Annotated in this window: 11 protein-coding genes and 1 pseudogene; 6 read left to right on the top strand and 6 right to left on the bottom strand. The window is 73.1% G+C overall.

The genetic code is table 11. From position 1 onward, the window contains the following. Positions 1-5 precede the first annotated feature (5 nt). Both JUB12_RS17390 and JUB12_RS17385 read right to left on the bottom strand, forming a co-directional pair. Positions 6-1,628: a hypothetical protein gene (locus JUB12_RS17390; protein ID WP_205696702.1), complete on the bottom strand. Its 1,623-nt coding sequence runs from the start codon at positions 1,626-1,628 to the stop codon at positions 6-8. Next, positions 1,625-4,066 carry a glycosyltransferase gene (locus tag JUB12_RS17385; RefSeq protein ID WP_205696701.1) on the bottom strand — a complete coding sequence of 814 codons (2,442 nt, stop codon included), beginning with the start codon at positions 4,064-4,066 and terminating at the stop codon, positions 1,625-1,627. Before JUB12_RS17385 ends, JUB12_RS17390 begins: the two co-directional genes overlap by 4 nt. 95 nt (positions 4,067-4,161) lie before the next feature. On the opposite strand from JUB12_RS17385, the gene JUB12_RS17380 reads away from it, so the two are divergent. The 4 genes from JUB12_RS17380 to JUB12_RS17365 are packed head-to-tail and all read left to right on the top strand — an operon-like array spanning position 4,162 to position 8,484. Continuing rightward, a complete protein-coding gene (locus JUB12_RS17380) occupies positions 4,162-5,154 on the top strand; it encodes a glycosyltransferase family 2 protein (protein WP_205696700.1) in 993 nt (330 codons plus the stop codon). Further along, on the top strand, positions 5,154-5,945 hold the full coding sequence (locus JUB12_RS17375) for a WxcM-like domain-containing protein (RefSeq protein WP_205696699.1): 792 nt from the start codon (positions 5,154-5,156) through the stop codon (positions 5,943-5,945). The genes JUB12_RS17380 and JUB12_RS17375 overlap by 1 nt, the downstream gene beginning before the upstream one ends. After that, positions 5,942-7,054 carry a DegT/DnrJ/EryC1/StrS aminotransferase family protein gene (locus JUB12_RS17370; protein WP_205696698.1) on the top strand — a complete coding sequence of 371 codons (1,113 nt, stop codon included), beginning with the start codon at positions 5,942-5,944 and terminating at the stop codon, positions 7,052-7,054. The genes JUB12_RS17375 and JUB12_RS17370 overlap by 4 nt, the downstream gene beginning before the upstream one ends. Then, positions 7,051-8,484 (top strand): hypothetical protein, encoded by a 1,434-nt coding sequence (locus JUB12_RS17365; RefSeq protein ID WP_205696697.1) that lies wholly within the window; start codon positions 7,051-7,053, stop codon positions 8,482-8,484. Before JUB12_RS17370 ends, JUB12_RS17365 begins: the two co-directional genes overlap by 4 nt. A gap of 82 nt (positions 8,485-8,566) precedes the next feature. On the opposite strand, the gene JUB12_RS22405 is transcribed toward JUB12_RS17365, so the two are convergent. The 4 genes and pseudogenes from JUB12_RS22405 to JUB12_RS17350 form a co-directional block, all read right to left on the bottom strand. Next, positions 8,567-9,082: a DDE-type integrase/transposase/recombinase gene (locus JUB12_RS22405; protein WP_371822244.1), complete on the bottom strand. Its 516-nt coding sequence runs from the start codon at positions 9,080-9,082 to the stop codon at positions 8,567-8,569. A gap of 142 nt (positions 9,083-9,224) precedes the next feature. Further along, positions 9,225-9,332 (bottom strand): annotated as a pseudogene (locus JUB12_RS22400) (leucine zipper domain-containing protein); the annotation flags it as partial. Positions 9,333-9,530: 198 nt separating this feature from the next. Further along, complete coding sequence (locus JUB12_RS17355) at positions 9,531-10,451, bottom strand: hypothetical protein (RefSeq protein WP_205696696.1); 921 nt, start codon at positions 10,449-10,451, stop codon at positions 9,531-9,533. Continuing rightward, positions 10,448-11,380, bottom strand: coding sequence for a hypothetical protein (locus JUB12_RS17350; protein WP_205696695.1), 933 nt, complete (start codon positions 11,378-11,380; stop codon positions 10,448-10,450). Before JUB12_RS17350 ends, JUB12_RS17355 begins: the two co-directional genes overlap by 4 nt. Positions 11,381-11,404: 24 nt before the next feature. Here JUB12_RS17350 and JUB12_RS17345 point away from each other — a divergent pair, with 24 nt between their 5' ends. Both JUB12_RS17345 and JUB12_RS17340 read left to right on the top strand, forming a co-directional pair. Beyond that, the gene (locus JUB12_RS17345) at positions 11,405-12,127 is read left to right on the top strand and encodes a hypothetical protein (protein WP_205696694.1); all 723 of its coding nucleotides are present in this window, start codon (positions 11,405-11,407) and stop codon (positions 12,125-12,127) included. Continuing rightward, positions 12,124-13,362: a glycosyltransferase family 4 protein gene (locus JUB12_RS17340; RefSeq protein WP_205696693.1), complete on the top strand. Its 1,239-nt coding sequence runs from the start codon at positions 12,124-12,126 to the stop codon at positions 13,360-13,362. Before JUB12_RS17345 ends, JUB12_RS17340 begins: the two co-directional genes overlap by 4 nt. Position 13,363: the final 1 nt, after the last annotated feature.

Raw genomic sequence — 13,363 nt, 5'->3', positions numbered from 1 at the left:
GCGGCTCAGCCCAGGGTGGCCACCCAGCGGGCGACCTGGTCGAAGCGCGCGCGGAAGGCGGCGTCGGCGTCGGGGGCCAGCACCCCCGGCCGGTCCTCGGCGAACGGGTCGGCGCCGGGCTCGAGCACTGTGCCGGGGACGAGCACCGCCACGGCGTCGTGGTCCTCGGCGAGCTCGGCGCGCAGAGCCTCGGGGTCGACCGCCTCGCCGACGGCCGCGGCGCGCAGGACGACGACCGCGTCCTCGTGCGCCAGGGCCCAGGCCTCAAGCGACGGGCACGCCAGCGCGAGGAGCGCGGCGTCGGATCCCGACACGGCGACGGCGACGGCGCGGCGCGCCTCGGGGCGCTCGACCAGCGTCCGCGTGCCCCCCGGTTCGAGGTCGAGCGTCGCGAGACCGGAGGCGGCACGGGACAGCAGCGCGGCCCGGTTGACCGACGGCGCGGCGTTGCCGTTGCGACGGCGCGCGCTCAGGGGCGGCGCGGGCTGCTCGACGTAGCGGCGCAGCCACCCGAACCGCGACGCCCACGGGATCTCCCGGGGTCCGGGCACGCGGTCCACGTCGCGGTCGCCGACGTAGCCGAGCACGCCGTCGACGCGGTAGCCCATGTCGCGCGCCTCGAGCTCGGACCGCGTCACGTACTGGTCGCCGGTCACGGGATGGGTGGCGCGGTAGAGCGCCACCCACCCCGGGCCTGGCTCGGCCCGCAGCCACCCGAGGTGCTCGTCGGCGGCCTGCGCGCCGGCCCGCGTCCACGGCCGCTCGCGCACGGCGCGCAGGCGGTCCGACGTCGCCTCGATGCGCCGCCAGCGTCCGGCGCCGCTCCAGCGCGCCGGCGCCAGCACCCACTTGGGCAGGCCCAGCGAGGCCCGCGACCGTCGCTCGGGCAGGCGCTCCGTCTCGATGCCGCCCCATGGGCCACGGCGCAGCTCGATGTACTCCGGACCGCCGAACCGGCGGACCGCGCCGAGGCGCACGTCGGTGGGGTGCGCGTCGTCCCCGATGAGATATCGGTGCCGCCAGCCCTCGGCGTCCAGCCGGCGACGGAGGGTGACGAAGGTCCACGGCCGCGACGGCGGCGGCGGCTGGCGCGGCGCGATCGGGTAGGGCTCGATGAAGCCCAGCGTCGTGACCGGCTCGGTCGCCGCGAGCAGCGGGTCGTCGGTGCCCGCGGTCAGGACCTCCACCCCGGAGGCCAGACGCCGGACCTCGAGGGCATGGAGCATCGGGAACGGCACGGTGCCGACGAAGCCCAACGGCTCGGCGCCGGCGGGTAGCGCCTCCCAGTCCTCGACGGTCGAGAAGCGCCCCTCGGAGTCCTGGACCAACCTGCGGGTCTCGGGGTGCGCGACGAGCGACACGGCACCGAGGTGCCAGTTCGTCTCGAACCCGGGCGGCGGGATGTCGCCCTCTGTGACCACGAAGTCCGCGGTCCCGGGCCGGACGTGGCGCACGAGCGGGCGCGTGGCGAACGGGATCCAGTGGCGCGCGTAGTCCCAGCGCGGCGGCTTGGAGACGTTCGACAGCCGCGGGATGCGCGGCAGCTGCCAGAGCAGCATGTCGAAGGCCATCCGCGCCGACGGCTCCTCCGGGACGTCGAACTCCAGGTCGACCTCGTGGCGGCTCACCGCACCGCCCCCAGACCTCGCAGGTGGACCTCGCCCGTCAGCTCGAGCCCGGCGAGGAGCTCAGCGAGCAGGTCGTCGTGCTCGCCGAGCACGATCTTCCGGCTGCTGCCCGCGACGCGTGAACGGCGCCAGACGACGCCGGCCGGGCGGCCGGTGTGGGCCATCCCCGGGTCGGCCAGCGCGAAGACCGGCGGCGTTCCGGGCAGGCCCGACAGCAGGCCGACCGCGTCGACGTGCGCGAGGTCGAGCACACGGTGCAGGTACTCGACGGCGTCGCGGCGCACGAGGGTACGCAGGCAGTTCGGCCCGAGGACGGCGACGGTCGTGCCGCGGGCGAGGTCGAGCGCTGCGGCGAACCACGCGGCCGGGTCATCCGCGCGCGTTACGACGTGGTGGCTCACGGCCTCATGGACGGGGCCGTCGTGAGCGCTGAGCACTTCGAAGTCACGCACGACCTGTCCCGCCAGCGCGGTCACGGCCGCGGGCTCCCACGCCTCGTCGCCCGGCAGCAGCATGAGGCTGAGCGCCGGGGCGTGCTGGGCCTTGAACTCGTCCAGGCGCCCGAAGATCTGCGGATGGCGCGCGCCGAGCTGCTCGGCGAACGGCTGGTCGCCGAGGTGGACGAGGTCGACCCGGCTGAAGCCGCGCTTGCGGTAGAGGAACGTCGGGATGCGCGCACGAACGCCGCTCAGGCCGCGGTCGATGAGCTGCAGCACGAGGTCCCAGTCCTCGTGGCCCACGCGCAGGTCCTCGGCGTAGCGCACGCCGCCCTCGGCGAACACCCGCATGTCGAACAGCGACGTCGCGGGGCAGATGTTCTCGAAGGTCAACAGGTACGGGTTGAAGTCCGGCGGCTCCCAGTAGTCCTGGCGGTTGCCGAAGTGCTGGGCGTTGGGGTAGACGAACGCGACGTCGGAGGTCGCCGCCTCAAGCTGGCCGACCATCGACTCGAGCGCCTCGGGCAGCAGCAGGTCGTCGGCGTCCAGCGGCAGCACGTAGGAGGCCTCGACGCGCTCGAGCGCGCGGTTGCGCGCGGTGCTCGGCCCACTGTTGTGCTCGAGGCGCAGGACCTCGACGTCCGGCGCGTCCTCCAGCCGCGAGAGTGCCGCGTGCGTCTCCGGGTCCGGCGACGCGTCGTCGACGACGATGACCTGCGTCGCCGGGAGCGTCTGCGCGCGGATCGAGGCGATGCACGCTTCGAGGTAACGGCCGTGCTGGAAGCACGGGACGACGACCGCGACGGTCCGTGGCGGGGCGGGCTCGCGCTCCAGACGCATGACCTCGGGCCGCGGGACCGGCGCCACGGCGGCGCGGGGGGCGCGGGCGGCGCGCCGCTCCACCAGCCGCAGGTAGAGGTCCTCGTGCTCGGCGGCCATCTTGCGCACGTTGAACTCGCGGCGCATCCGCTCGCGCGAGCGCTCGCCCATGCCCCGGCGCTTCGGCGCGTCCTCGAGCAGCTCCTGCACCGCGTCGGCGTATGCCTGCACGTCGTCGCGGGGGTCGATGAGGCGCCCGGCGTCGTCGTCCATCAGCTCGACGTTGCCCGGCAGGGCCGGAGCGACCACCGGCACGCCCATCGCCAGAGCCTCGTAGATGACGTAGGGCACGCCCTCGAACGTGCTCGTCATCAGCAGGAGCTCGCTGCTGGCGTACCACCGAGCGATCTCCTGCGAGGACTCGTGGAAGCGCAGCCGGTCCATCAGGCCGAGCTCGGTCGCGCGGGCCACGACCTCGTCCTTGAGCCAGCCGTCGCCGACGACGTGCAGGACGAACGCGACGCCGCGCGTGCGCAGCTCCTGCACGACGTCGAGCGTCAGGTGCGGGTCCTTCTGCTCGACCAGGCGGCCCGGCCACAGGACGACGGGCACGTCGCCCTCGCGCACGTGGTCGAAAGGCTCGACGCCCTCCGGGTTGAAGTCGTGCTCGGCGTCGATGCCCGTGTAGATCACCTCGAGCTTCGAAGGCGGGACGTCGTAGCTGCGCATCGTGCGCGCGAGCTGGTGGCTCGTCACCGAGAAGGCGTCGACGAGGCCGGCGTAGCGCGTGGCCGCGTAGCGGGCGTAGCCGCCGTGGCCAGGCTCCTCGGCGTGGAGCTGGACGACGACCGCCGGCGGCTCGGGCAGCGCTGAGATGTCGGGCAACAGGTCGAAGCCCAGGCGCGAGTTCATGATGTGCACGACCTGCACACCGCGGGACTCGATGAAACTGAGCACGAAGCGGGGGAACGCGTCGCCGGCCATGAGGTCCGGGAGGGTCCAGACCTCCTCCGCGAAGGGCTCGACCATGTGGACCCAGCGGTTCGGGGAGTCCTGCGTGCAGACCAACGACGCCGCAAAGCGCTCGCGGTCGAGGCTCCTGAACCAGTCGATCGTCCCCTTGTCCGACCCGCCGAGATCGACCCAGGGGGCGAGGTAGAGCACTTCGGTGCGGTCCGCCATGTGCGAGGGTCAGGCTGCCACAACGCCGGGCGCGGGGTCTCCCTCGCGCGCGACGAGCCGACACGGGAGGGTTCCTTGGGCGATACTGGCCGCTCGTGGCCGTGCAAGCTCCCGGCACCGCCGGCGCCGTCCAGGAGGCGGCGCCGCAGCACTCGGTGGTCATCCCCGTGTACGGCAACGAGGAGTCGATCCCGCACCTGCTCGAGCGCCTGGCCGGGCTCGTCGGGGACCTCGCCGGGGGGCTCGAGGTCGTCTTCGTCGTCGACGGCTCGCCGGACCGCTCGGCCGCGCTGCTCGCTGAGCTGCTGCCCGCGCAGCCGTTCTTGAGCCGGCTCGTGCTGCACTCGCGCAACTTCGGGGCGTTCGCGGCGGTGCGCACCGGGATGGAGCGTGCGACCGGCCGCTTCATCGGCGTCATGGCAGCCGACCTCCAGGAGCCGCCCGAGCTCATGCGCGACTTCTTCGCCAAGCTCGCGGCCGACGAGCACGACATCGTCGTCGGCGTCCGGCGCAGCCGCGAGGACCCGGCGCTCACGTCGCTGAACTCACGGATCTTCTGGGCGCTGTACCGCCGCATGGTCCAGCCCGAGACGCCTGTCGGCGGCGTCGATGTCTTCGCCTGCACCGCCGAGTTCCGCGACCACCTCACCGACCTCGAAGAGTCCAACTCGTCGCTCATCGGGCTGGCTCTGTGGCTGGGCTTCCGCCGCGGCGAGGTCGAGTACGACCGCGCCGAGCGCGAGCACGGCACGAGCGGCTGGACGCTGCGCAAGCGGCTCAAGTACCTCTCCGACAGCGTCTTCTCGTTCACCGACCTACCCATCCGCCTGCTCCTGGGCGCTGGGCTGGCGGGCATCGTCGCGTCGTTGCTGCTCGCCGCGGTGGTGGCGGTCGCCCGTGCGAGCGGCGCGATCGACGTGCCCGGGTACGCCGCCACGATCATGGTCATCGCCTTCTTCGCCGCCCTGAACCTCGCCGGGCTCGGGATCATCGGCGCCTACGTCTGGCGCGGGTTCGAGAACACGAAGGGCCGGCCAGGCGCCGTCGTGATGGCCGAGCGCGACTACGTTCCGGAGCAGACGCGCTGATGGCGGTCGACGAGCGCGCGGTCGTCGCCGCGGCCGACGTGGCGCCCGACGCCGAGGTCGGCCCGCTCGCAGTCGTCGAGGACGGCGTCCGCCTCGGTCCCGGCGTCCGGGTGGGCGCTCAGGCCTTCCTCGGCGCGGGCGCGACGGTCCACAGCGGCGCGACGATCGGGGCCGGCGCGACTGTCGCGGCCGGGGTCGAGGTGGCCCACGACGCCGTTATCGGTGAGGGCGCCGTCGTCACGCGCACCGTGCCGCGCAACGCGATCGTCGCGGGCAACCCGGCGCAGATCACCGGGTACGTCGGGATCGCGGACCCAGCGCCGCTCGAGCCCGTGCGCCACGTCGCCGACGAGGCGCAGGGCGGCCGCGCGGTCGTCGAGACCGCCGTGCGCGGCGTGCAGCTGCACCGCATGCCCGTGGTCCGCGACCTGCGGGGCTCACTCGTGGCGGCCGAGCTGTCGGACCGCCTGCCGTTCCTGCCGCGCCGTTACTTCCTGGTCTTCGACGTGCCCAGCGCCGAGGTGCGCGGCGAACACGCCCACCGCGAATGCCACCAGTTCCTGCTGTGCGTGGCCGGCGAGGTCCACGTCATCGCCGACGACGGCCAGCACCGCCAGGAGGTCGTCCTGGACGACCTGAGCATGGGTCTCTACCTCCCGCCGATGGTCTGGGGCGTCCAGTACCACTACTCCCCGGGCGCGGTCTTGCTCGTGCTCGCCTCGCACGAGTACGACCCGGCCGACTACATCCGCGACTACGGCGAGTACCTCGAGGAGGTCGGCCGCGCGTGACGGTCCTGGCCAACGACTTCAAGGCTCAGTGGGAGGAGCTGCGCGAGGACGTGCTGGCCGCCGTCGATCGCGTCGGGCGCAGCGGCTGGCTCGTGCTCGGCGACGAGGTTCGGGCGTTCGAGACCGCCCTCGCGCAGTGGTGGGGCCTCCCGCACGCCGTCGGCGTCGCGAGCGGGCTCGACGCCATCGAGATCGGCCTGCGCTGCGCGGGCATCGGCGAGGGCGACCGCGTTCTCACCACGCCCCTGACGGCGTTCGCCACGACGCTCGCCGTCCTGCGCGCCGGCGCCGAGCCGGTGTGGGTCGATGTCGACGCCACAGGCGCCCTGGACCTCGACCTGGCCGACCAGGCGATGGTCGACGACGAGGGGATCCGCGCCGTCGTCCCGGTCCACCTCTTCGGCCACCCGATGGACCCGCAACGGCTGACGGAGCTGGCCCAGCGCCACGGCGTCACGGTCCTCGAAGACTGCGCGCAGAGCGCGGGTGCCACGCGCGCCGGCCGGCCCACGGGCGCGGCCGGCGGGCTGGCGGCGACGAGCCTCTACCCGACGAAGAACCTCGGCGCCTTGGGCGACGGCGGCGTCCTGCTATGCGCCTCTGAGGAGCACGCGGTCCGCGCGCGGACCCTGCGCGACTACGGCCAGGACCGCCGTTACCACCACGCCGAGCTCGGCCTCAACAGCCGGCTCGACGAGCTCCATGCCGCGATGCTGCGCAGCGCGATGCTGCCGCGGCTGGACCGCTGGCTGGCGCGCCGTGCCGAGGTCGCCGATCACTACGCCCGCGAGCTGACCGGCATGGGGCTCGAGCCCGTCCGCCCGACCGGCGGGAGCTCGGCCAACCACCTCTTCCCGGTGCTCGTGGCCGACGGCCCGGACCCCGAGGCGCTAGCGGGCGAGCTGCGCGAGCTCGGCGTGGTCGTGGGCCGCCATTACCCGTTCCTTTGCCCCGACCAGCCCGCGGCGCAGGGCCGTGGGCGGACCGTCGGCGAGCTCGCGAACGCGCGGCGCTTCGCGGACCGCGAGCTCTCGTTGCCGCTGCACCCGCAGCTGTCCGACGCCGACGTCGATACGGTCGTGCGCGCCTGCCGGCAGGTCGCCGGTTGACGGGTCTCCTACGGCCCGGACGGTGGGCAGAGCCCGCCGCGCTCGTCGTCGTCCTGACGGCTTGCCTGCTCATCGCGCTGCTCTCGGCAGACCAGGCGTTCCACTACGACGCCGGCGTCTACTGGGGCCTGGCCGACGTCTTCGACAAGGGCGGCCGCGAGCCGTTCTCGCTGCTGAACTTCGAGCACCCGCTGCGCGGGTACTCGTTCGCCCTCGTGCTGCGCGAGGTGCGCGACGTCGGGCGCGACCTCGGCCTCCTGGACTACCAGTCCGTGCGGATCATGATGGCGCTGGTCATCGCACTCATCGGCGCCGTACTGGCTCCGCGATTCGCCCAGACGGTGTGGCCGTCGGTGCGCTTCGGCGTGCTGCATCGCCTGGCCTTCGCCGCCACGCTGCTGGCGTTCTGGCACGGCTACCTGCTGTGGCCGCTGACCGACTTCCCCGCGCTCGCCGCCGGGCTGCTGGCGCTCATCGCCGCCGCGCACTGGCGCTCGCCGGCCTGGCTTGCGGTGGCCGGCGCCGCGGCGGCGTTCGCGGTCAACCTGCGGCCCGCGTACTCGGTCCTGGTACCGGCGATCCTGCTGATCGTCCTGTGGGAGTGGGGGAAGCTGCACCGCGCCGGCCAGCGGCCCACCCGCCGTGACGGCGCGGCCTTCGTCGTCCTGCTCGTCGCGATGGGGCTCGTGTCGCTGCCCCAGTCGCTGGCCACGCACCGGCACTTCGGCTCCTACAACCCCGTGCCCGGCACGACCGCGGACCTCGGGTCCTTCCAGCTCACCGTCGGCCTGCAAGTCCAGCGCTACGAGACCTACGTCGGGCGCGACCGGACGATCCCGCAGATGATCTACGCCGACCCGAACACCGAGGACCTGCGCAAGGAGGAGCTCGGTCCAGACCAGCAGGTCAAGGGCTCCGGCGAGTACGTACGGATCGCCCTCGAGCACCCGCTGACGGTCGCGGGCGTCGTGTGGCGCCGGTTCGTCAACGGGATGGACCAGCGCTACAGCACCCCGTACATCAACAAGCTCGACGACGGCGACCGGCGGCCGTGGCGCCTCGTCGGCTTCTCCCTGCTGTTCGCCGCGCTTGTGCGGCTCCTGTGGCCCGCGGCGCGGCGCAGCCTCGGGCCAGCGCGTTGGCGCTACGCTCTGGGCCTCCTTGCCGCGTGCGTGACGTCGCTGCCCTCCGCCATGGAGACGCGGTTCCTGCTGCCGGTCTACACGCTGGCCTGGCTGCTGGTCTTCGCCCCGGGCTGGCCCAAGCCCTGGGCCGCCGCGCCGGGCGCCACGCCTGTGCAGCGGGCGCGCGCACCCGTCGCGATCGTGGCCGGCCTGGCGGTCTTCATGCTCATCGTCTGGTCGGTCGTCCAGGCGACGACGGACAACTTCCAGGTCCCGCCGAAGGCCGCAGCGTCTGCGGCGCCCTAGCGTAAGTCCCAAACAGGTTGTTCGCTCGGTTGATGGGTGTCTGTCGGCCGATGGCTTTGTGTGGGCGGCGATGGTTGTAGTGTCAGAGCCAGCCGTCAAGGGCGGCGGTGCGTTCGGCGCTGGAGGCGTAGGTCGCGCCGCTGTAGGCCCAGCCGCCCAGCATGGTGCGGATGAAGCGTTCGGCTTTGCCGTTGGTCTGGGGGCGGTAGGGGCGGGTGCGCAGATGGCGCAGGCCCAGCGCGCGGCAGGCGATGGCGTGGATGCGTGAGACGTAGGGGGAGCCGTTGTCGGTCATGACGCGCTGGACCTCGATGCCGTGGCGGGCAAAGAACGCGATCGCGCGCGTGAGAAAGGCGATGGCGGTGGTGGCCTTCTCGTCGGCCAAGACCTCGGCGTAGGCCAGGCGGGTGGCGTCGTCGATGGAGATGTGCACGGCCTCCCAGCCTTTGGTGCGGCGCCGGACGCCGTCGAGATCGGTGACGGTCTGGCGGCCGTTGCGGCCGTTGGCGCCGGTAATCCGCTTTCCGGCGCCGCCCCTGGATGCGTCCGAGCTTCTTGACGTCGATGTGGACCAGCTCGCCCGGTCGGGCGCGCTCATAGCGCTGGGCGGGCTCGAGCCCGAGCCGGCCGAGCTTGCCCATCCCCAGGCGCTTGAGCACCGCCGAGACCGTCGAAAGCGGCCGGCCCAACAGCTCGGCCAGCTCCGGCCCGGTAAAGCGCAGCTGGCGCAGCGCTGCGATCAGCTGCTCGGTTTGCGCGTCGGTGCGGTTGGCCACCCGCTTGGGCGCCGAGGACCGATCTCGCAGGCCAGACAGGCTTTCGGTCTCAAATCTCCTGACCCACTTCACACAGGTCTTGGCCGTGGTCTCAAGACAGCCCGGCCGCCTGCTTGATCGACACGCCGTCCTCAACCACGAGCCTGACCATCCGCTCGCGCTGCTTGAGTGACAGAGCCGCGTTAGCGTGGTGCTTCATCCGGTGTCCTCCTGGAGTGCTGGGGCCTCGAGAACCCTCAGCCTTCAGGGAAGCCCGGATGAACAACGTCCCTAGGAACTACACCTAGGCCGACCCGCGCAGTCGCGCACGAGATCGCCCACCGCCCTGGGCCAAACGCGCGACGCGCGGAGGCGCTCGGCCTTCTGGCGGCCGCGGACCCGCAGGCGGGTCCAGACCTCCGGCGCCTCGCGGACCGCGGCGAGTATGTCTCCCAGCTCAACCGGGTCGCCGGCCTCGAGGAGGTCGAGGCCGGGCTCAAGGCCAAAGGTCGGCCCGAGCGGGTCGCAGACCACGAGGTGCCCGGCCGCGAGATGAATGAGGAGCATCGGGTCCGAAGCGTGGAAGGCCTCACCGCGGACGCTCACCGCGACGTCGAGGCTACCGAAGACCTCCGCGAGGCGCTCCCCCTCCAGGCCGTGGGCGACGTGCAGCAGATCGAAGCGGTGTTTGGCGTCGGTGAGCCACACCTCGCGGAACTCGGTCGACGCACCCACGAAGCCCACGCGCGGCGGGCGGCTGGGCTGCCGGCGGGCGGTGTCGAAGAGCCCGTCAGCGACCGGCGGCGGTGCCGCGCGGTGGACCGCGAGACCCAGCTGCTCGAGCACCGCCGCGCCCTGCGCGTCGCCGACCACGAGGCAGTCGTAGGCGGAGGGGTCAAGCTGCGCGACGGTCGTTCGTGTGGCGAGCTCCGCCGCGGGCGGGGCCGCCGGGTGGTCTCGGGGCAGCGGCTCTGTGGACCACGCTAGGCACGGGACGTCGCGCCCGGCGAGCACTGCGGCCGGTGGGAGCTGCAGTCCGAACAGCGCCACGACCGCGTCGGGCTGCGCAGCGTCGAGCTGGCGCGCCACCCCACGGTCCGAGGTGCCGGCTGTGTCGAGCACGACCGGCTCGAGGACGCCCGGCACGGCGGGCGGGAGATGACCGAAGAGCTCCCGGCCTCGGCCGACGAAGGCGACGCGCAGGGCGCTCACGCGTCGCGGCCGCCGCGGGCGCGCACGTCGCGGTGCAGGTCGCCGAGCAGCCTGGACCACACGCGCGAGGCGCGGAACTGCTCGGCCTTGCGCCGGCCACGCACGCGGACGTCGTGCCAGGTCTCGGGGAAGCGGGTTAGCACGAAGAGCGCGTGCTGCAGGCTCTTGGCGTCGTGAACCTCGAGGAAGTCGACGCCAGGCTCCAGGCCGTGTGTGGGCGACAGCGGCTCGCTCAGCACGAGGTGGCCCGCGGCCAAGTGCAGGCAGACGCGATTCTCGAAGCTCGGGTACGGCTCGTTGTGGAGGTTGATGCCGACGTCCCGCGCGCCCATGACGTCGTGCAACTCCCCGGCGCCGACGCCGAAGGCGAAGTGCAGGACGTCGTGCAGGTGCTTGCTGTCGGCCAGCAGCCGTTCGCGGTGGGGGGTCGAGCGCCCAACGAAGAGCGGCCGCGGCGCGGAGAAGGGTGCGGGCCCGACGTCGCGGTAGAAGCGGTCGGCGACCGGCAGCGGCAGGCTGCGCCACACGGGCAGCACGGAGCCGGCCGACGTGGCGATGTGCGGGTCGAACGCCACGACGCGGTCGAATTGCCGGGCGTCGACGGTGCTGAGCTCCTCGAGGCGGCGCTCGAGGTCGTGGTGGGCGACGCCGTTGCTGCCGGCCTGCCCGGGCGCCGCCCGGCGCGGCAGCGGCTCGGTCAGGAACCCGAGCGTCAGCACGGGAAGCCCGTCGAACGTGCCCGACGGGATGATCTCCGGCCGGAAGACGACCACGACCTGCGGGTCGTAGGCCTCCAGGCGCTCGCGCAGGCGCCCCGCGTCGGCCCCCGCGCGAAACTCGAAGAAGCGCGTCGTGAGGGTTGGGACGACCCCGTCGGCCAGTGCACAGGCCTCGAAGAACGTGGACTGCCCGACGAAGGCCACCCGCATGGAGGCGGGGTACGCTACCCGCCGATGGTGAGTGACGAGGCCGAGCCCGCGCTGGCGGCCGAGCGACAGGCCCTGGAGATGGCGATCGAGCCGGTGGCGGCGGCATGCAGGGGCCGGGTGGACGTGACGCCCGACGACGCCGACGCCCTGGCCGAGCTGCGCGCACGCGCCGGCGAGCGGGCTCTCGTGGCCTGTCTCGGTGTCCTCGGCGTCGCCCCGCGGTTCGCCGAGCTGGTGGAGGAGCTGCAGACGCTCGTGCGCGAGCGCGAGGCCACAGTCGTCCTGGAGGTCCCCAACGACGAGCTCGCCGACGCCGGCGTGACCCCTTGGACCATCGGCGGCCTGCACGAGCTGCGGAGCGCGCTGGGCGACGGCGTCACGGTGGCCGAGGTCCACGAGGTGCGCGGCGCGGCCGTGGTGCCCAAGGGCGACGCGCTCCCGGACGCGGTCGAGCTGCAGGACGCCGAGGCGCACCCTGCTGGCTGGCTCGTCGCCTTCGGCCCAGCGGCTGAGCGGTTGGCGACCTCGGCCGTCGCGGCGCCGGTCGCGTCCACCTCCCAGCGCGCCTGGGAGCGCAGCCGCACCGCGGAGCTGCGCTGGCACGCCGCCCAGGGCGACGTGAGCCGGTTCGTGCGCGAGCGCGACCAACTCGCCGTCGAGGTGCGCAGCCAGAGCGCCCAGCTCGCCCAGATCCGGCGCTACGTCAACGATCTCGAGGGCCGTCTCGGCCTGCCCCCCACCGCGTGAAGGTCGCCTTCGTCGTCAACGACCTCGCGCTCTCGGGGGGGATCGGGGTTGTGGTCCAGCACGCGCGCCAGCTCGCAGCGCGCCACGGCATGGACGTCACGCTCGTCCTCGCCCGGGCCACCGAGGAGCCCACGTGGGCCTACGAGGACCTCGACCATCTGCACGTCGCGACAGTCGCCGAGGCCCGTGCGGTCGAGTTCGACGTCGCCGTCTCCACGTGGTGGGAGACCGCGCACGCGACGTTCGCCCTGCGCGCCCACCGCTACGCGTCGTTCGTGCAGTCCCTGGAGGACCGCTTCTACCGCCCGGGCCAGCCCGAGCGCGTGGGTGCGTCGATCCTGCTCGACCTCCCTGTCGCCTTCATTACCGAGGCGACGTGGATCAAGGAGACGCTTGAGCAGCTGCGCCCCGACGCCCGCGTCTTCCTGGTGCGCAACGGCATCGACAAGGACGTCTTTGTCCCGCTCGTCGAGCTCGAGCCCCGGACCGAGGGTCCTCTGCGCATCCTCGTAGAGGGCTACGCCGGGTCCTGGTTCAAAGGGGTCAACGAGGCTATCGCCGCCGTGCGCGACATGCGCGAGCCCCACGAGCTCACCGTCGTCGCCCCCGACCGGGCGGGCCTGGACGCGACGGGCGCGACGCGGGTGCTCGGCGCCGTCACCCAGCGCGAGATGGCCGAGCTCTACGGCGAGCACGACGTGCTGCTCAAGCTCTCGCGCGTCGAGGGCATGTACGGCCCGCCGCTCGAGGGATTCCACCGCGGCGCGACCGTCGTGACGACCGAGGTGACGGGGCACGACGAGTACGTCGTCCACGGCCGCAACGGCCTCGTCGTCGATTGGGACGACCTGCGCGGCACCGCGCGCCAGCTCGACCTGCTCGCCCGCGACCGCCAGCTCCTGCACAAGCTGCGCGCCGGGGCGCTCGAGACCGCGAAGGCCTGGCCGTCGTGGGACCAGCAGGGCGAGTTCATGGCGATGGCGCTGCGCCAGATCCGCCAGAACCCGCCGCCCGAGCCCTATGCCCACGTCGCACGACTGCTCGGCGATGTCCGGGCCGGGATCGAGCTGCACCGCGCCGACCTCAACCGCCTGGCACAGGCCCAGCGCGACATCGCCAAGCTCAACCGCATCCGCGAGCTGCCGGGCCTCCGCCACGTCCGGGCCGCCAAGCGCCGCCGCAGCGTGCAGCTGGGCATCTCGGCGACGAAGAAGCTCCTCGGCCGGGGCGGCTGAG

Origin of the sequence: Conexibacter sp. SYSU D00693, from assembly GCF_017084525.1 — a bacterium.
In the GTDB taxonomy this organism is placed as follows: domain Bacteria; phylum Actinomycetota; class Thermoleophilia; order Solirubrobacterales; family Solirubrobacteraceae; genus Baekduia.
This window is presented reverse-complemented; position numbering and strand designations above follow the sequence as displayed.